The sequence below is a fragment of the Streptomyces sp. NBC_01525 genome, assembly GCF_045040405.1.
Taxonomy (GTDB): domain Bacteria; phylum Actinomycetota; class Actinomycetes; order Streptomycetales; family Streptomycetaceae; genus Streptomyces; species Streptomyces benahoarensis.
The window spans coordinates 5558534-5575731 of record NZ_CP109397.1 but is presented as its reverse complement, the minus strand read 5'-3'; the positions used below and the strand labels follow the sequence as shown (position 1 = coordinate 5575731).

Below are 17198 nucleotides of genomic sequence, written 5' to 3'. Positions count from 1 at the left end.
GCACCGGGAGCCCCTTCCCTCCCCCCTCCCCCACGGTCTTTACTGCGCAGGTGACTTACGAGATCCGCGCCACGGGCCCGCTGCCCCACGCCCCCGACCGTCCCCGGCCCACCGACGGCCCCGGCACGCCGGGCGCCCGGCCCGGGAAGCTCGTCGCCGTCAGCGACCTGCACGTCCGGTACGACGAGAACCGCGAGATCGTCGAACAGCTGCGGCCGGAGTCGGACACGGACTGGCTGCTGGTCGCCGGGGATGTCGGCGAACAGGTCGCCGACATCCGCTGGGCCCTCGGCCTGCTCCGCGACCGCTTCGCCCAGGTGGTGTGGGTCCCCGGCAACCACGAGCTGTGGACCCCGCCCGACGACCCGGTGCGGCTGCGCGGCGTGGCCCGCTACGACCATCTGGTCGGCATCTGCCGGGAGTTGGGCGTCCTCACCCCCGAGGACCCGTACCCGGTCTGGGAGGGCGACGGCGGCCCCGCCGTCATCGCGCCGCTCTTCCTCCTCTACGACTACACGTTCCGGCCGCCGGGCACCCACGACAAGGACTCCGCGCTCGCCACGGCCCACAAAGCGGGCGTGGTCTGCACCGACGAGTACCTGCTGCACCCGGATCCGTATCCGACGCGCGACGCCTGGTGCCGGGAGCGGCTCGCCCTCACCGAGGCGCGGCTGAAGGAGATCCCCGAGGAGCTGCCCACCATCCTCGTCAACCACTTCCCGCTGGTCCGGGAACCGCTACGGCCGCTGCGCTACCCGGAGTTCTCCCTGTGGTGCGGCAGCGAGGCCACCGCCGACTGGCCGCGCCGCTTCCGCGCCCGGACCGTCGTCTACGGCCATCTGCACATCCCGCGCCTGCTGACCTGCGACGGCATCCCGCACCAGGAGGTGTCGCTGGGCTATCCGCGCGAATGGCGGCCGCGCCCGAAGGCGCCGGGCCGCCCGGTGCAGATCCTGCCGCCGGTGACCGCCGGGATCCCGGCATGATCGAGAAGCTGCTGCCGCCGCCGATCGCGACCGCCGAGGCGTTCGAGGACCGGCCGCTGGACGAGATGTTCCCCGAGGAGCGGGCGGCCGTGGCCCGCGCCGTCCCCTCCCGCCAGCGGGAGTTCGGAACCGTACGGGCCTGTGCCCGCGCCGCGCTGGCGACGTTCGGCATCCCCCCGGCGCCGCTGGTGCCCGGGGCGGACCGGGCGCCGCGCTGGCCGGAGGGGCTGGTCGGCGCGATGACGCACTGCACCGGCTACCGTGCCGCCGCCGTCGCCCGCTCCACCGACCTCCGCTCCGTCGGCCTGGACGCGGAGCCCAACGAACCGGTCCGCGACCCGGGCGTGCTCGGCCTGATCACGCTGCCCGAGGAACGCGCCGCGCTGCCCGCGCTGCAGGCGGCCCAGCCGGAGATCCACTGGGACCGGCTGATCTTCAGCGCCAAGGAGAGCGTCTACAAGGCGTGGTACCCGCTCACCGGCCGCTGGCTGGGCTTCGAGGACGCCGTCCTCACCCTCGACCCCACGGACGCGTCGTTCACCGCCCGGCTGCTGGTCGACGGCCCCGAGATCGGCGGGGTGCCGCTGACCGTCTTCCACGGGGGCTGGCTGGTCGCCGACGGTCTGGTGGTGACGGCGGTGACGGTGGAGCGCTGAGAGCGGGCCGGGGCGCGCAGCCGCGCCCCGGCCCCGGCGTCAGCCCGCGTCGGGCGACAGTCGCAGCGATATGGAGTTGATGCAGTACCGCTGATCCGTCGGCGTCGGGTACCCCTCGCCCTCGAAGACATGGCCGAGGTGCGAGCCGCAGCGGGCGCAGCGGACCTCGGTGCGGACCATGCCGTGCGAGCGGTCGTCGATCAGCTCCACCGCCGCGGAGTCCTTCGGGTCGTAGAAGGACGGCCAGCCGCAGTGGCTGGCGAACTTGGTGTCGGAGCGGAACAGCTCGGCGCCGCAGGCGCGGCAGGAGTAGACGCCCTCGGTGGTGGTGTCGGTGTACTCACCGACGAAGGCGGGCTCGGTGCCCGCCTGCCGCAGCACCTGGTACTCGGCGGGGCTCAGCTCGGCGCGCCACTGCTCATCGGGCTTGTCGATCTCGTACGACATGGGGTCTCCTCAGCTCAGCCGGCCAGGCGGGACAGGATCGCGGGGCCGAGGTCGGTGACGTCGCCCGCGCCCATGGTGAGAACAAGGTCACCGGCCCGCGCCATTCCGGCGACGGCGTCCGGGACGGCGGCGCGGTCGTCGACGGCGGTGACGTCGGCACCGGCGGCGCGCGCCGCGTCGACGATCAGGGCGCTGGTGATGCCGGGGATCGGGTCCTCACGGGCCGGGTAGATGTCGAGGACGACGGAGGCGTCGGCGAGGGCGAGCGCCTGGCCCATCTCCTTGCCCAGCTCCCGGGTGCGGGAGAAGAGGTGCGGCTGGAAGACGACCAGGACGCGGGCATCCTCGGCGGCGCCGCGGATGGCCTCCAGATCGGCGGTCATCTCGGTGGGGTGGTGCGCGTAGGAGTCGATGACCTGCACCCCGGCCGCCTCGCCCTTGAGCTGGAGGCGGCGCTTGACGCCGGTGTACGTGCCGAGCGCGGAGGCGAGGTTGTGCGGCGGCAGGCCCAGGGCGATACCGGCGGCGAGGGCGGCGACGGCGTTGTGGGCGTAGTGGCTGCCGGGGACGGAGACGGTGAAGGTCAGGATCCGGCCGGTGGCCAGGGAGACGCTGACGTCGCTGGTCAGACCGCGCGGGTTGATCTTCAGGATGCGGACGTCGGCGTCCTTGGACTCGCCGTAGGTGACGACCTGGATGTCGTGCTTGCCTTCGATCTTCGCGGTCAGCTCACGGGCGCCGGGGTGGTCCGCGGAGATCACGAGGGTGCCGCCGGGACGGACCCGGCCGACGAACGTCTCGAAGGAGGCGTAGATCTCGTCCATCGAGGCGTAGTTGGCGTGGTGGTCCAGCTCGACGTTGAGGACGATGGCGACCTCGGGCGCGTACTTGTGGAAGCTGCGGTCGCTCTCGTCGGCCTCCGCGACGAAGATCTCGCCGGTGCCGTGCTCGGCGTTGGAGCCGGGGGCGTCGAGGTCGCCGCCGATGGCGTACGACGGCTTGAGGCCGAGCGAGGTCAGGGAGACGGCGAGCATGGAGGTGGTCGTCGTCTTGCCGTGCGTCCCGGCGACGGCGATCGGGCGGACGCCGTCCATCAGGGCGGCGAGGGCGTCGGAGCGGTGCACCACCGGGATGCCGCGCTCGCGGGCGGCAGCCAGCTCCGGGTTGTCCTGGCGGATCGCGGAGGAGACGACGACGGCGGTGGCGTCCGCGGCGAGATGGTCGGCGGCGTGGCCGATGTGGACGGTGGCGCCCAGCTCGCGGAGGGCGGCGGCGGTCGCGGACTCCTTGGCGTCGCTGCCCGCGACGCGGGCGCCGCGCTGCGCGAGGATCTTGGCGATGCCCGACATACCGGCTCCGCCGATGCCGATGAAGTGCGGTCGGTCCATCGAGGCTGGGATGGCGGCTGCCATGGGTGACTCCCTGATCGTCGCGGCTCTCGTGCTGCCGTTGATTCTCGCACCCACCTCCGACAACGCGTGCCCGGCCGCTCCGCGCCACGACGGACGGGCGGCGGCCCGCGCGGCTCAGCGGCGGATGAGACCGCGCGCCGTGGCGGCCGCCACCGCCGCCGTACGGGAGTCGACGCCGAGCTTGGCGTAGATGTGCACCAGGTGGGATTTGACGGTGGCCTGGCTGAGGAAGAGCCGTTTGCTGACCTCGGCGTTGGACAGGCCGTCGGCGACGAGTTGGAGCACCTCCGTCTCGCGGCGCGACAGTGCGACGGCGGGGTCGCGCATGCGGTCCATCAGGCGCAGCGCGACGGCCGGCGCGAGGGCCGATTTCCCGGCCGCCGCGGTGCGGACGGCGGCGGCCAGCTCCTCGGGCGGGGCGTCCTTGAGGAGGTAGCCGGTGGCGCCCGCCTCGATGGCCGCGAGGATGTCGGCGTCGGTGTCGTAGGTGGTCAGCACGAGGACACGGGGCGCGCCGGGGCGGGCGGTGATGGCGGCGGTCGCCTGGGAGCCGCGCATCTCGCCGCCGAACCGCAGGTCCATGAGAACGACGTCGACGCCGGGCAGCGCGGCGAGGGTGACGGCCTCCTCGGCGGTGGGGACGTCGGCGACGACCGCGAAGCCCGGTTCGGTCTCCAGGACGGCGCGCAGTCCGGCCCGTACGACGGGGTGGTCGTCGGCGAGCAGCAGCCGGATCGGGGCGGCGTCGTTCACGGGGTGTTCTCCTCGCTGCGGTCCGGATGGCCGGCGCCTCCGGGGGCGGGCGGCAGGGGCAGGGTGACGGCGACGGCGGTGCCCTCGCCGGGGGCGGATTCGACGGCGAGCGCGCCGTGCAGGGCGCGGGCGCGGGCCCGCATGGCGGCGAGGCCGAAGCCGGTGCCGTCGGCCGTCGCCGTCCCGGCGGGCGGCAGGGCTTCGGGGGCGAATCCGGCGCCGTCGTCGACGACGTCCAGGGCGACCTCGGTGTCCATGTAGCTCAAGGTCAGCTCGGCGCGGCGGGCCCCGGCGTGCCGGACGGTGTTGGCCAGCGCCGACTGCGCGATGCGCAGCAGGGCGACCTCGTGCGGGGTGGGGAGTTCCGCGGGCGTGCCGGAGACGTGGCAGTGCACGGCGAGGCCGGAGGTGCGGGCGGTGGTGGCGCAGAGCCGCTCCAGCGCGGCGGGCAGCGATCCGGTCTCCAGGTCGGGCGGGCTCAGTTCGCGGACGAAGCGGCGGGCCTCGGCGAGGTTGTCGACGGCGGTGGCGCGGGCATGGACGACATGCCCCAGCGCGGCCTCGGGGCGGGACGGCAGGGCGCGTTCGGCGGCCCGCAGCAGCAGCTGGATGCTGGACAGGCCCTGCGCCAGCGTGTCGTGGATCTCCCGGGCCAGGCGTTCGCGTTCGGCCAGCACCCCGGCGGCGTGCTCGGCGGCGGCCAGTTCGCTGCGGGTGGCGGTCAGCTCCTCGACGATCCGGCGGCGCTGTTCGCTCTCCCGGTAGAGGGCCTGGTAGCCGAGGACGACGGCGACCGCGACGGCAGCGCCCAGCACCGGCCCGATGACCGTGCCGACGCCCAGCGTCCCGGTGTGGCGGGCGAACCCGGCGACGGCGACGGCCGTGGTGACGACGACGGCGGGCAGCCCCCAGCGCGGCGGCAGCAGATGCAGCTGGACGAAGAAGAGCGGGAAGGCGAGCCAGACGCCGTCCTGGGTGAGCGCCAGCAGCACGATCCACACAGCCGCGACGAGCATCAGCCACAGGGCCGCGGCGCCGCTGCGCGGGCGGACGCGGGGCAGCAGCGGGCCCGCGACGTAGCAGCCGAGGAGGACGGCGGATACGGCGACGACGGCGGTGGCGTACGGGTTGTCGTCGACTACGGCACGGGCGGCGGCGAGCGTCAGCAGCGCCGCCACCATCAGGTGCAGGCAGCTGCGCAGCACCCGCACGGCGGGGGTGAGGGAGGGGTCGGTCACGGTTCCTCCAGGTTAGGCACGGCGCCGGGGAGCAGCATCCATCGAAAGGTTGAGCGGCCGCCGCACCTTTCGATCCGGGGGAACCGCTCCCGGGCGCGATGCCCCGGGGCGCCCCGGGGCGGGACGGTGGAGCCATCCGCCGGGCAGTGGGCCCGGCCGCCGGAGAACAAGAGGGATGAGGCTGTGTTCGTCGCCTGGAGGGATCTGAGATTCGCGAGGGGCCGGTTCGCCCTGATGGGCACGGTCATCGTGCTCATCACGGTGCTGGTCGGCCTGTTGTCGGGGCTGACCGCTGGCCTGGGCCGGGAGAACACCTCAGCGATCACCGCGCTCCCCGCCGACCACCTGGTGTTCTCGAAGCCGGCCGACGGCGGCACGGTGTCGTTCACCGATTCGCGGCTGTCGCGGAAGACCGTGGACGGCTGGTCCGCGGTGCCGGGCGTGGAGCGCGCCGAGCCGCTGGGCATCGCCACCGCCAAGGCCGAGGCGGGGCGGCACACCGCCGCCGTGTCGGTGTTCGGGGTCGGGCCCGGCTCGTCGCTCGCGCCCGGGGGCGCGCCGGTGACCGGGGGCGCCGTGCTGTCGCGGAAGGCCGCCGACGCACTGGGCCTCGCGCGCGGCGACCGGCTCACGCTCGGGGGCCGTACGGTGACGGTCGCCGCCGTGACAGGCGCGGCGATGTACAGCCACACCCCGGTGGTCTGGACGACGCTGGACGACTGGCGGACGCTGCCCGGCGGCGGGGACGGGGCGACGGTGGTGGCGCTGACCGCGTCCGGGACCGATCTGGCCGCCGCCGACGCGCGGCTCGGCACCACGACGGTGACGCTCGCCGGATCGCTGGCGGGCATCGGCTCGTACACCGCCGAGAACGGTTCGCTGCAGCTGATGCGCGGGTTCCTGTTCGTCATCTCGGCGCTGGTCATCGGCGCGTTCTTCACCGTCTGGACGATTCAGCGCAGCGGCGATGTGGCGGTGCTCAAGGCGCTCGGCGCGTCCACCGGGCTGCTGTTGAAGGACGCGCTCGGCCAGGCGGTCGTCCTGCTGGCCCTCGGGACGGGCGTGGGCGCCGCGCTCGTCGCCGGGCTGGGCGCGGTGGTCGGGCAGGCGGTGCCGTTCGTCCTCACGCCGTCGACCGTACTGGTCCCCGCGCTGATCATGATCGCGCTGGGGGCCGCCGGTGCCGCCCTCGCCATCCGCCGCATCACGTCCGTGGACCCGCTGACCGCCCTGGGAAGTGCCCGATGAGCCTCGAACTGACCGATGTCACGCTGACCTACCCGGACGGCGACGCCCGGCTGACCGCGCTGGACCGCGTCTCGCTGACCGTTCCGGCAGGCTCCCTGACCGCGGTGATCGGGCCGTCGGGCTCGGGCAAATCCAGTCTGCTGGCGGTGGCCGCGACGCTGATCACGCCGGACAGCGGGCGGGTCGTGCTCGCCGGGCGGGACACCACCGGGCTGGGCCGCGCCGCGCTGACGGCGCTGCGCCGCACCACCGTCGGCACCGTCTTCCAGCAGCCGAACCTGCTGCCGTCGCTGACCGCCGCCGAACAGCTCCAGGTGATGGCCCACCTCGACGGCCGTCCGCCCCGCGCCGCGCGGCAGCGGGCGCGGGAGCTGCTGGCCGCCGTCGGGCTGGAGGGCGAGGAGGGCAAGCGGCCGCACCAGCTCTCCGGCGGTCAGCGGCAGCGCGTCAACATCGCGCGGGCGCTGATGAACGACCCGGCCGTCCTGCTGGTGGACGAGCCGACCAGCGCCCTCGACCACGTGCGCGGCGCGGCGGTGCTGGAGCTGCTGACCACGCTCACCCACCGGCGCGGGACGGCGACGGTGCTGGTCACGCACGACCGGTCGCATCTGACGGCGGTCGACGCCGTCGTCGAGGTGACGGACGGGCGGCTCACTCCTGCGCCTGGGGCGGATCTTCCGGGGCGTGCGAGAACAGTTTGAGGACCGGCACGCCGACCTTGTGGCGGGCGCGGGAGGCCCAGTCGCGGTGGAAGAACTCCTCCACGAAGTGGGGGGTGGTCAGCACGATCACCTCGTCCGCGCCCGTCTCGTCGACGACCTCGCGCAGCCGGTCCAGCGGGTGCCGCTCGGCGACCTGCCCGGTAGCCTCGGCGCCGGTGGCGCGCAGCGCGGCGAGGGTGTGCGCCAGCGCGCGTTCGGCCGGTGCGTCCGCCGCGTCACCCTCCGGCTCCGCACCCTCGCGGACGGCGTCGTCGAACTCGCCCAGGGCGACGTCGTCGATGGCCCGCAGCAGCAGGTCCTGCGCGCCGCGCGGCTGCATGAGGACGACGAAGGAGACCGGATCGTCGCCGTGCAGCGTCGTGACGAAATCGACGTCGGCGGGCGTCAGAGGCTTCTCGATCATCAATACGCTCGTGAACACGACGGACGCCCTTCTTCTCTTCTTCCGGGGCACGGCATGTCGCGGCACCCCACAGAAACCATCCTGCCCCCGCCGCCACACGGGGTCTGTTGGCTCCAAGTGTGCCCAAAGGAACCTAAGCGGAACGAGTAATTCCGCTGATTGTCAGCTTCGACGGTATCGGGTGAACAGGAACCCGGCCTCCTCCAGGACGGACGCCAGCGCGAACCGCTCCGGGACGGCGACCGCCGGGCCGCCCATGATCCGCGGCGCGTCGCCCACCGCGACGACCGGCGCCAGCGACAGACACATCTCGTCCAGCACCCCGGCGGCGGCGAACTGCCCCAGCAGCGACGGCCCGCCCTCGGTCAGCAACCGCCGGTGCCCCCGCGCGGCCAGCACCGCCGGGACCCGCGCGGGGTCGACGCCCTGCCCCTCACCCGCGAACAGCACCTCCACCCCGGCCGCCCGCGCCGCGGCCACCCGCTCGGCCGGGGCCCCGGTGCCGGTGACGACGAGCGTGGGCACCAGCGGCTCGGTGAACAGCGGCAGCGTGAAGTCCAGGCCCAGTCCGGCGGTCACCACGGCGACGGCAGGGGCGGGGCCCTGCCCGGCGGCGGCCCGGCGTCCGGCGAACGCCGCCCGGGCGCGGGCCGGCCGGTACCCCTCCTGGCGAACCGTTTCCGCGCCGACCACGACCGCATCGGCGAGCGCCCGCAGCACCCCGAAGATCCGCATGTCGGCAGTGCTGGAGAGCGGCTGCGAACGGCCCTCGTGGTGCGCCGCACCGTCCAGCGACGCCACCATGTTGGCGCGCAGCCAGCCCGGCCGTCCGGCGCGCAGCGGATCGCTCTCGTCCGGGTACGCGTAGGCGTCCGCCAGCTCGTCGAGCGTCCACTCGCGGTCGGTGGACGCGTCCGGGCCGGGAGGCGCGGCGGCCGGGTCCGGGAGAGCGGCGGCGGGGGCGGGGAGGGGGTACAGGCGTCGCATGGGCGGCAGTGTGACATGGCTCGCCCGGCGGCCCGGGACCCGCCACGGAGCGACTAGGCTGGAGTGCTGTGTCGTCTTCCCAGCCCTCGTCCTCACCGTCCGCGCCGATAGCCGAATCGCCGGACGGCGCCGACGCCGCGCCCGCCGCGCTGACCTCCCGCGCCCCGCACGTCCCCGCCGACCGGCTGGTCGCCGAGATGGTGCCGCCGCCGCGCTTCCAGGGCGCCCGTTTCGACACCTACCTCCCCGACCCGAAGCAGCCCAGCCAGACCGAGGCCGTGACGGTGCTCGGCGCCTTCGCCGCGGGCATCGGCGGCGCCTCGGCCGTCGGTGGCAGGCGCCGCTGGTTCGCGAAGAAGCCCGCCGCGCCCAAGGGCCCGCGCGGCGTCTACCTGGACGGCGGCTACGGCGTCGGCAAGACCCATCTGCTGGCCTCCCTGTGGCACGCCACCGACGCGCCGCCCGAGCGCAAGGCGTTCGGCACCTTCGTCGAGCTGACCAACCTGGTCGGCGCGCTCGGCTTCCAGGAGACCGTCCGCACCCTCGGCGGCCACCGCCTGCTGTGCATCGACGAGTTCGAGCTGGACGACCCCGGCGACACGGTGCTGGTCTCCAGCCTGCTGTCCCGGCTGGTGGAGTCCGGCGTGGCGCTGGCCGCGACCTCCAACACGCTGCCCGGCAAGCTCGGCGAGGGCCGGTTCGCGGCGGCCGACTTCCTCCGCGAGATCCAGGGCCTGAGCGCCCACTTCCGGCCGTTGCGCATCGACGGCGAGGACTACCGCCACCGCGGTCTGCCCGAGGCACCCGCCCCGTACGACAACGAGACCGTCACCCGGACCGCGTACCACACGCCGGGCGCCTCACTCGACGACTTCCCCTCCCTTCTGACGCATCTGTCGAAGGTGCACCCCAGCCGCTACGGCGCGATGTGCGACGGCATCCGGGCCGTCTGCCTCACCGATGTGCAGGCCGTGCCGGACCAGTCCACCGCACTGCGCCTGGTGGTCCTCGCCGACCGGCTCTACGACCGCGAGGTGCCGGTGGTCACCTCCGGCAAGGCGTTCGACGAGCTGTTCAGCGACGAGATGCTGCGCGGCGGCTACCGCAAGAAGTACTTCCGCGCGATCTCCCGCCTCACCGCCCTGGCCCGCGACGCGGGGCCGCTGGTCACCGGCGCGTAGTGCGCGCACACCGGCGGGGCCCCACGCCCCGCCGGTGTGCGGTGACGGGTCGTCAGCCCCGGCGGGCGGCGAGGTGGCAGACGGCCGCCACCACGGCGGCGGATATCGGTATCGCGGCGGCGAGCGGCAGCCACGGCATCTCGGCCGTGCCGCTCATCGAGCCCGCCACCAGGCCCCGGACCACCGCGCTGGCGGGCGAGAGGGCCGGGACGACCAGCAGGACGCAGCCGAGCAGCCCGGCGCAGACCGGCAACGCGGTGCCGTGCAGCACCGGCCGGTTGCACACCGCCCCGACCGCGGTGCCCAGCAGCAGGCAGACCACGGCGGCCGCCAGCCCGCAGGCCGTCGCCGGCAGCAGCGCCACGGTGACCTGGTGGTCGTTGGACCGGCGGTCGGAGAAGAGCGCCACGAACGCCGTCCCCGCGAGCGCGGGCGGCAGCGCAGCGAGGGCGGCCGTCAGGACCGCCGCGAGATGCGCCCGGACCGGGCCCACCGCGGCGGCGGCGCAACTGCGGGCGGCGGGCGGCTCGTTGGTCACACAGACCCGGGTCAGCCAGACCGTCAGCGGCAGCAGGGCCGCCGCGGCGAACGCGAAGGCGTCGAGGACCGGGCTGCCCGTCCCGATGCCGACGACGAGGAACCCGGCGTACAGGAGTATCGGCGGCAGCCAGCGGTGCGAGCCCAGCAGCAGGGCCGCCTGGTAGCGGAGCAGGGCGATCACCAGTGGTCTCCTTCCGCGAGTGCCGGGTCGGTGACGGCCGGGGAGGCGGGGCCTGCCGGTGCCGGACCGGTGGCGGCCGGGGAAGCAGGACCTGCCGGAGCGGAGTGGTCCGCCGTCGCCGGACCGGCGCCGCGGGCCATCGCCCCGTCGTCCGGCTCCCCCGTACCGGGCATGGCGTCGCCGCCAGCCGGCCCGTCCGGCGGCCGCTGCGCCACCGGGGCGGTCACCGTATGGATGTGCCAGGGCGGACGGGCCGTCAGCAGCGCCCGCAGCAGCGCATCGGAGTACGCGGCGGGGACCGTCAGCCGGGCCGTGCCGTCCGGCTCCCGCTCGGTCACGGGCCGCCCCGGCAGCTCCTCGGGCAGCTCCGCACCAGACCCGGGCGGCGCGGCGCGGACCGTCACCCGGGGCCCGGCCGCCGGGGTGTGGGCCGCCGGATCCGGGGGCGGCGCGGGGCACAGGCGTCCGTCGACGACACGGTGGCAGGCGTCGGCCGCACCGGCCAGCCGCCGGGGATCGTGGTCGACGAAGAGGACCGTGCCGCCGTCGGCGACCCGCTCGGCGACCGCGCGGTCCAACTCGGCGCGGGCCGCCGCGTCCAGGCCCGTCCACGCCTCGTCCAGGACGAGCAACTCCGGTGCGGCGAGCAGCGCCTGAGCGACAGCCACCTTCTGGCTGGTGCCCTTCGACAGCTCGGAGAGCGGCGTTCCGGCGTGCCCGGCGGCGCCGAACCGCTCCAGCCACACCCCGGCCGCCCGGTCCGCCGCCGGACCGCGCAGCCCGTGCACGCGCCCCAGGTGGGTGAGGTATCCAAGGGCGGTGAACGGCAGTGCAGGGGGGAACCGTTCGGGGACGTACGCGGTACGGGGGCGGCCGCGGATCCGGCCGGTGGTGGGCCGGTCGATCCCGGCGCACAGCCGCAGCAGCGTGGACTTCCCGCTGCCGTTGGCCCCCTCGATCCGTACCAGCGTGCGCTCCGGCAGATCGAGGTCCACCCCGCGCACCACCCACGGCCCGCGCAGTCCGTACCTCCGGCCGACGCCGTCCAGCCGCATGTCTCCCCCTCGCCGTTCCGTCCCGCGCTCCCTCGTGCCTTCACCGTGCCAACGGCAACGGCCGCGGGACCGTTCCCCGGACCTCGCCACCCTGGGGAGGGTCCGCGAGGTCACGTCGTCCGGCGCACGGGCGCCCTTGGGACGGCTGGCACACTGGGCGGATGACCAGCACCGAAGCCCATGGCTCCGCCGCCCCGACCGCGGTCGGGGCGCACCTGAGGAGCGCGGCGGAGCGGGACGTCGCGCCGCAGTTCGTCCTGCCGCTCGTCGTCCGCATCGAGCGGGCCGGTCCCCCGGCGCGCACCGACGCCCTGGAGACGGCCGCCCGCGCCGTACTGGTGCTGCTCTCCGACGCCCGCGCGCACGGCGACGGCGAGTGGGCCGCGGCCGTACGGGACTGGCAGGACGCCCGGATCCGGAAGGTGGTGCGGCGGGCGCGCGGCGCCGAGTGGCGGCGGGCCGAGGCGCTGCCGGGCCTCACGGTGACCGGGGACCGCACCGAGGTGCGGGTCCACCCCCCGGTGCCGCTCGACGGCTGGCCCAAGGACCTGGCCCGCCTCCAGGTCTCGGGCACCGAACTGGACGACCCGGAGCCGCCATCCGCGCCGCCCGCCGGGAATCCGGTGCTCTGGCTCAACCCGGGCCTGACGATGTCGGCGGGCAAGACCATGGCGCAGGCCGGGCACGGCGCGCAACTGGCCTGGTGGGAGCTGTCCGCACCGGAGCGCGCGGCCTGGCGGGACGCCGGTTTCCCGCTGTCCGTACGGACCGCGCCGACGGACGCCTGGGACGGCCTGACCCGGAGCGGGCTGCCGGTGGTGCACGACGCGGGCTTCACCGAGATCGCCCCCGGGCCGACGGTGGTGGCGGAGGGCGGCGAACGGTTCTGCCCGCTGCCCGGATCGCGCCGCCCGTAGGCGAGGGCTTCCGGGCTCCGCCACCGGGTCCCGGCCTTCCACAGGGCTCTGTTCTCCGGGCGGCTACCCGCCCGATGCCGCCTTGGCCGCCGCGGTGACGCAGTCCTTGCAGGGCGGGAGGGAGGCCATCTCCTCCCGGGTCGCGGGGCGGATCGGGTTCAGGGTGCGGCCCGCGTCGTCGGTGTAGTGGTGGTCGCACCCGGCGAGGTGCCGGCGGCGGGGCGGTTTACCGGTCGGGGTGCCGTCGAGGGTGACCGGTTCGTAGATCACGTTGATGCCGGGCCAGTGGCCATGGGCACGGTCGAACCACGCGAGGAAGCCACGGACACCGCCCAGCTGACGGATCCGGTCGTGCACGGCGGTCTGGTCGTGCCCGGTGACGAAGTCCTTCCCCGCGGGGGTCCGTTCCCCGCATCCGCACAGGCACGGGGACCGCTCCTCCGGGGCGTCGAAGTAGCCCACCGGGTTGCGCTGCGGCGGCAGCGGCGACGGCTTGCCGACGTAGGCGTCGTGGACGGCGTGCCCCGGGGTGAGGACGTCGCCATGGATCACCGACCGGCGCGCGCCCTCCCGTCCCTCGTCGCCGCCCGGGGCGGGCCCGACGCGGTCGATCGCGACGGCGAGGACTCCGACGCCGTCGCAGGTCATGAGGGCGAAGCGCTCCCGCTGCGCGCGCTCCCCCAGGTGCCAGGTGCCGTGGCAGGCGTCGTACAGGGCCGTCGGGCTCATGGTGGGGCCGTAGCCGACGCGATCGCGTCCCAACTCGTCCTCCCCGGGGTCCACCCGTCGCTCCGGGCCGAGGCTGATCACGATCATGCGCCTGCTCCTCACCGCTGAATACTTTTCACCCCGGGGGATGTGAACTATCGAGGCCGGGAGGGAAAGGTACGTCGCCAGCCCGGACGGCACAGGTATTTTTCCGGCCATCGCCGGACCGCCCATCCGCTCAGGGGGCAGGGGCGCGCGCACGGGTCCCCGGGCCCCCTGAGGGTGGCCGGAACCCGGCCCGTACCTTTGTGGCGTGTTCACGTCTCTCCTCGGCTTCACCGCCGTCGCCGCGCTGCTGACCGTCTCACCGGGGCCCGACTTCGCCGTCGTGCTGCGCACGGCGCTCGGCTCGGGGCGGCGGGCCGCGCTGTGCAGCGCCTTCGGCATCGCCGCGGGATGCTTCGTCTGGGGGCTGGCCGGGGCGGTGGGACTGACGGCGATGCTGTCCGCCTCCGAGGCGGCGTACGGCGCGCTGCGGGTGGCCGGTGCGCTGTACCTGATGTGGCTGGGCGTCCAGGCGCTGCGGGCCTCGCGACGCAACCGGACCGCTCCAGAGACTGCGGTTCCGGCCACCGTCGAGGACGCGGACGACGCGGGCACGGACGGGCTCTCGCCGCTGCGGGCGTTCCGCACGGGGCTGCTGACGAATGTCCTCAACCCCAAGGTCGGCGTGGTCTACCTGTCGCTGCTGCCGCAGTTCATCCCGCACGGCGCGCCGGTGGTGGCCACCACCCTGCTGCTGGTGGCGGTGCACGCCGCGCTGGGCGTCCTGTGGCTGGGCACCCTCGCCTGCGCCGTCCACCGGGCGCGCGCCTTCTTCCACCGCCCCCGGGTAGGACGGCGGCTGGATCAGGCCACCGGCGGGGTGCTGCTGGCCCTGGGGGCGGCCACCGGGTTCGAGGCGGCCCGCTGACGGCCGACAGCGCGCACGGCCGGTCCCGACGGTGGGCGTCGCCGCACGCAGAAGCTCAAATCGGGCTCTGAAACCGGCGCGCACAGGGTTCGGTGGGCGGTGCCGGGGCGAAGTACCGGTGCATACACAGTGCAAGGGGGAACGGATGGAACGCCTGGGAACGGGCATCGGCTGGCGGCCGGAAATCGCCACGGAGATCGCCGGGTTCGACGGCCTGGACTGGGTCGAGGTGGTGGCCGAGAACCTCTGCCCCGACCATCTGCCGCCAGAGCTCCAGGAGTTGCGCGCACGGGGCCTGACGGTGGTGCCGCACGGGGTGTCGCTGGGCCTCGGCGGCGCCGACCGGCCCGACGAGGGGCGGCTGACGGCGCTCGCGGAGCGCGCGGTGGCCCTGGACGCGCCGCTGGTCACCGAGCACATCGCGTTCGTCCGCGCCGGGGGTCCGGCGACCGGTTCGCCCCGGCTGGAGGCGGGGCATCTGCTGCCGGTGCCGCGCACCCGTGACGCGCTCGACGTGCTGTGCGCGAACGTACGGATCGCGCAGGACGCGCTGCCGGTGCCGCTGGCGCTGGAGAACATCGCGGCGCTCGTCGCCTGGCCCGGCGAGGAGATGACCGAGGGGCAGTTCCTGACCGAACTGGTCGAACGGACCGGCGTGCGGCTGCTCATCGACGTCGCCAATCTGCACACCAACCACGTCAACCGGGGCGAGGACCCCGCCACCGTCCTGGACGCGCTGCCGCTGGAGGCGCTCGCCTATGTGCACGTCGCGGGCGGCGTGGAGCGCGACGGCGTCTGGCACGACAGCCACGCCCATCCGGTGACCCGCCCGGTGCTGGACGTCCTCGGGGCGCTGTGCGCGCGGACGGTACCGCCCGGGGTGCTGCTGGAGCGCGACGAGGATTTCCCCGAGCCCGGCGAGCTGGCCGCGGAACTGACCGCGATCCGCACGGTGCTGGAAGGGGCCCGGCATGACGCAGCGGCCTGACGGAGGAGCGGACCGAGGCCCGATACGGGCGGCATCCGCCGTGGGCGCCCAGGCGCCTGCACAGGGCGCCCACGGGACGACGCGCGCCCCCCGGCCCGTCGCCGGTACCGACCGGCCCGTCGCCGCCCCCGGCATCACCCCACCCCGCGCGGACTCCGCCCACCGGGACGCGGCCCCCGCCTCGGACGCCACCGACGCCGCCCGCGGGCGGCTGGCGCGCGCCCAGGAGGGCCTGCTGGCGGCGCTGGTCGCCGGGGCGCCGCCGCCGGAGGGCTTCGATCCCGTACGGCTGGAGGTGCAGCGCCGGGCGCTGGCCGCCAAGCGGGCCACGGTGATCGCGAAGGTCGCGCCCGAGCTGCCCGAGATCCTGGGGGACGGCTACCGCCCGGCGTTCCTCGCGTACACGCGGGGCCGCCCGCTGACCGATGGCCACCGGCGCGACGCCCTGGACTTCGCCGCCCATCTGCTGGCGCGGGGGCTGCCGGACGACGCCGGGGCGCGGGCCCGGCTGACCCGTTGGTGGCAGGACCGGGCGGGCCCCCGGCCGCCCGGCACCGGCCCGTTGGCCCGGCTCTCCCGCTCCCCCCTGTTCTCCCGACTTCTGCGGGCCGTCCGGCCCGCCGCGCACCGGAGGTGACCACCGTGTCCTTCATTTCCTGGGTGTACCTGGTGATGGCGCTGTCATCGGTGGGCCTCATCGTGGCCACCGTCCGCGGACGTCGGCCGGAAAACAAGATCCGGCTGGTGGACGCGCCCACCCGCGACGTGTGGGAGATCGCGTTCCTGGGCGGCGGGCCCGCGCGCCTGGTGGACGCCGCCGTCGCCGCGCTGCACGAGGACGGCCGGGTGGCCGTCGGCGAGCCCGGTGTGGTGACCGTGCTCCGCAACGCCCCGCGCGACGCCGTCGAGGCGGCCGTGCTGAACGCCGCCGCGGCCACGCCCGGCGGCGCGCTGGCCGAGGTGCGGCGCCGCGCGATGACCGACCCCGCGGTCCAGGAGGTCGGCGACCGGCTCGCGCAGCGCGGGCTGATGCGGCACCCCGCACGCGGGCGCGTCAGCAGGGCGTGGGCGAACCTCCAGATGGCAGGTGCCGCGGTGCTGATCCTCGGCGCCGTGCTGCTCACCGCGGCCGGTCACCTGGACGCGGACCCGGTCGAGGTCCCCACCGTGGTGGTGATCGCGCCCGCGGTGGTCGTGGCGCTGGTCATCGGCGGGATCTGCAAGCAGAGCGGACGGGGAAGGCTGACGGAAGCCGGGCGGCTCGCACTCCGGGGCGCCCAGGCCACCCACCATCCGCTCACACACGCGAAAACGGCGGTTCCGGCGGCGCTCCTGGTGGCGATCGGCAGCGCCGCGCTGCTCTCGGACGACGTGCTGCGGGAGCAACTGGCCCAGGCACAGACCGCGATGGCCGCGACCGCGGGCGGCTCGTCGTCCGACGGCGGGAACACCTGGGTCGACGGCTCCGCACAGGCCGCCTGGTGCGGCGGGTCCGGCGGCGGATCGAGCTGCGGGGGCTCGCACCACCACGGCGGCGGGTCCTCCTGCGGCGGCTCGCACCACAGCGGGGGCTCCTCCTGCGGTTCGCACCACGGGGGTTCCTCCTGCGGCGGGTCCTCGTGCGGAGGCGGTTCCTCGTGCGGCGGTGGGTCCTCCTCCTCGTGCGGCGGATCGAGCTGCGGGAGCTGAGCGCGGAGGCGCACCACGGGGGCGGGCGGCCGTACGGGCCCGGTTCCGGCCGGGGCTCCCGGGCCGCCCGCCCGGTTCCCGCATGCTGAGATATCCCATGGCGACCGGACG

Annotated in this window: 17 protein-coding genes and 1 pseudogene; 9 read left to right on the top strand and 9 right to left on the bottom strand. The window is 75.1% G+C overall.

Translation table 11 applies throughout. The features are described 5' to 3' along the window. Window positions 1-50: 50 nt before the first annotated feature. Both OG422_RS24805 and OG422_RS24800 read left to right on the top strand, forming a co-directional pair. Window positions 51-986, top strand: coding sequence for a metallophosphoesterase family protein (locus OG422_RS24805; RefSeq protein ID WP_405745731.1), 936 nt, complete (start codon window positions 51-53; stop codon window positions 984-986). Continuing rightward, window positions 983-1642: a 4'-phosphopantetheinyl transferase gene (locus tag OG422_RS24800; protein ID WP_143943465.1), complete on the top strand. Its 660-nt coding sequence runs from the start codon at window positions 983-985 to the stop codon at window positions 1640-1642. Before OG422_RS24805 ends, OG422_RS24800 begins: the two co-directional genes overlap by 4 nt. Before the next feature lie 39 nt (window positions 1643-1681). Here OG422_RS24800 and msrB read toward each other — a convergent pair whose 3' ends face one another. The 4 genes from msrB to OG422_RS24780 form a co-directional block, all read right to left on the bottom strand. Then, on the bottom strand, window positions 1682-2089 hold the full coding sequence (msrB, locus tag OG422_RS24795; protein WP_143943464.1) for a peptide-methionine (R)-S-oxide reductase MsrB: 408 nt from the start codon (window positions 2087-2089) through the stop codon (window positions 1682-1684). 14 nt (window positions 2090-2103) lie between these two features. Further along, entirely contained in the window at window positions 2104-3501 is a 1398-nt protein-coding gene (murC, locus tag OG422_RS24790) for a UDP-N-acetylmuramate--L-alanine ligase (RefSeq protein ID WP_405745726.1), read from the bottom strand. 114 nt (window positions 3502-3615) lie between these two features. Then, window positions 3616-4254, bottom strand: coding sequence for a response regulator transcription factor (locus tag OG422_RS24785; RefSeq protein ID WP_143943462.1), 639 nt, complete (start codon window positions 4252-4254; stop codon window positions 3616-3618). After that, window positions 4251-5435: a sensor histidine kinase gene (locus OG422_RS24780; RefSeq protein WP_143943467.1), complete on the bottom strand. Its 1185-nt coding sequence runs from the start codon at window positions 5433-5435 to the stop codon at window positions 4251-4253. Before OG422_RS24780 ends, OG422_RS24785 begins: the two co-directional genes overlap by 4 nt. Window positions 5436-5675: 240 nt before the next feature. Here OG422_RS24780 and OG422_RS24775 point away from each other — a divergent pair, with 240 nt between their 5' ends. Then, on the top strand, window positions 5676-6740 hold the full coding sequence (locus tag OG422_RS24775; protein ID WP_405745722.1) for an ABC transporter permease: 1065 nt from the start codon (window positions 5676-5678) through the stop codon (window positions 6738-6740). After that, on the top strand, window positions 6737-7444 hold the full coding sequence (locus OG422_RS24770) for an ABC transporter ATP-binding protein (protein ID WP_405745720.1): 708 nt from the start codon (window positions 6737-6739) through the stop codon (window positions 7442-7444). Before OG422_RS24775 ends, OG422_RS24770 begins: the two co-directional genes overlap by 4 nt. Here OG422_RS24770 and OG422_RS24765 read toward each other — a convergent pair. Both OG422_RS24765 and OG422_RS24760 read right to left on the bottom strand, forming a co-directional pair. Next, complete coding sequence (locus tag OG422_RS24765) at window positions 7395-7868, bottom strand: indole-3-glycerol phosphate synthase (RefSeq protein ID WP_143943459.1); 474 nt, start codon at window positions 7866-7868, stop codon at window positions 7395-7397. The genes OG422_RS24770 and OG422_RS24765 overlap by 50 nt on opposite strands. A 162-nt stretch (window positions 7869-8030) precedes the next feature. Beyond that, window positions 8031-8855: a pyrimidine reductase family protein gene (locus OG422_RS24760; protein WP_405745717.1), complete on the bottom strand. Its 825-nt coding sequence runs from the start codon at window positions 8853-8855 to the stop codon at window positions 8031-8033. A 68-nt stretch (window positions 8856-8923) separates the two neighbouring features. Between OG422_RS24760 and zapE the strand changes: the two genes are divergently transcribed. Continuing rightward, a complete protein-coding gene (gene zapE / locus OG422_RS24755) occupies window positions 8924-10036 on the top strand; it encodes a cell division protein ZapE (protein ID WP_405745715.1) in 1113 nt (370 codons plus the stop codon). Window positions 10037-10088: 52 nt separating this feature from the next. On the opposite strand, the gene OG422_RS24750 is transcribed toward zapE, so the two are convergent. Both OG422_RS24750 and OG422_RS24745 read right to left on the bottom strand, forming a co-directional pair. Continuing rightward, on the bottom strand, window positions 10089-10757 hold the full coding sequence (locus OG422_RS24750; RefSeq protein ID WP_143943956.1) for an ABC transporter: 669 nt from the start codon (window positions 10755-10757) through the stop codon (window positions 10089-10091). Then, the gene (locus tag OG422_RS24745; protein WP_405745712.1) at window positions 10754-11812 is read right to left on the bottom strand and encodes an ATP-binding cassette domain-containing protein; all 1059 of its coding nucleotides are present in this window, start codon (window positions 11810-11812) and stop codon (window positions 10754-10756) included. Before OG422_RS24745 ends, OG422_RS24750 begins: the two co-directional genes overlap by 4 nt. A gap of 161 nt (window positions 11813-11973) precedes the next feature. On the opposite strand from OG422_RS24745, the gene OG422_RS24740 reads away from it, so the two are divergent. Continuing rightward, entirely contained in the window at window positions 11974-12729 is a 756-nt protein-coding gene (locus OG422_RS24740) for a peptidyl-tRNA hydrolase (protein WP_405745709.1), read from the top strand. A gap of 63 nt (window positions 12730-12792) precedes the next feature. Here OG422_RS24740 and OG422_RS24735 read toward each other — a convergent pair whose 3' ends face one another. After that, window positions 12793-13545, bottom strand: a complete 753-nt coding sequence (locus OG422_RS24735; RefSeq protein ID WP_405745706.1) for a hypothetical protein — start codon at window positions 13543-13545, stop codon at window positions 12793-12795. A 205-nt stretch (window positions 13546-13750) separates the two neighbouring features. Here OG422_RS24735 and OG422_RS24730 point away from each other — a divergent pair, with 205 nt between their 5' ends. The 3 genes and pseudogenes from OG422_RS24730 to OG422_RS24720 all read left to right on the top strand — a co-directional run bounded on the left by OG422_RS24730 (window position 13751) and on the right by OG422_RS24720 (window position 17087). Next, the gene (locus OG422_RS24730) at window positions 13751-14410 is read left to right on the top strand and encodes a LysE family translocator (protein ID WP_405745703.1); all 660 of its coding nucleotides are present in this window, start codon (window positions 13751-13753) and stop codon (window positions 14408-14410) included. Between the two features lie 145 nt (window positions 14411-14555). After that, window positions 14556-16035, top strand: a pseudogene (locus OG422_RS24725) (DUF692 family multinuclear iron-containing protein). Window positions 16036-16040: 5 nt separating this feature from the next. Continuing rightward, window positions 16041-17087, top strand: a complete 1047-nt coding sequence (locus OG422_RS24720; protein ID WP_405745701.1) for a TIGR04222 domain-containing membrane protein — start codon at window positions 16041-16043, stop codon at window positions 17085-17087. Window positions 17088-17198 lie beyond the last annotated feature (111 nt).

Bases quoted from the DNA above. Each gene is read 5' to 3' on its own strand.
- OG422_RS24740 (WP_405745709.1), top strand. From the start codon at position 11,974: ATGACCAGCACCGAAGCCCATGGCTCCGCCGCCCCGACCGCGGTCGGG.
- OG422_RS24745 (WP_405745712.1), bottom strand. From the start codon at position 11,812: ATGCGGCTGGACGGCGTCGGCCGGAGGTACGGACTGCGCGGGCCGTGG.
- OG422_RS24800 (WP_143943465.1), top strand. From the start codon at position 983: ATGATCGAGAAGCTGCTGCCGCCGCCGATCGCGACCGCCGAGGCGTTC.
- msrB (WP_143943464.1), bottom strand. From the start codon at position 2,089: ATGTCGTACGAGATCGACAAGCCCGATGAGCAGTGGCGCGCCGAGCTG.
- OG422_RS24735 (WP_405745706.1), bottom strand. From the start codon at position 13,545: ATGATCGTGATCAGCCTCGGCCCGGAGCGACGGGTGGACCCCGGGGAG.
- OG422_RS24765 (WP_143943459.1), bottom strand. From the start codon at position 7,868: ATGATCGAGAAGCCTCTGACGCCCGCCGACGTCGATTTCGTCACGACG.
- OG422_RS24770 (WP_405745720.1), top strand. From the start codon at position 6,737: ATGAGCCTCGAACTGACCGATGTCACGCTGACCTACCCGGACGGCGAC.
- OG422_RS24760 (WP_405745717.1), bottom strand. From the start codon at position 8,855: ATGCGACGCCTGTACCCCCTCCCCGCCCCCGCCGCCGCTCTCCCGGAC.
- murC (WP_405745726.1), bottom strand. From the start codon at position 3,501: ATGGCAGCCGCCATCCCAGCCTCGATGGACCGACCGCACTTCATCGGC.
- OG422_RS24780 (WP_143943467.1), bottom strand. From the start codon at position 5,435: ATGGTGGCGGCGCTGCTGACGCTCGCCGCCGCCCGTGCCGTAGTCGAC.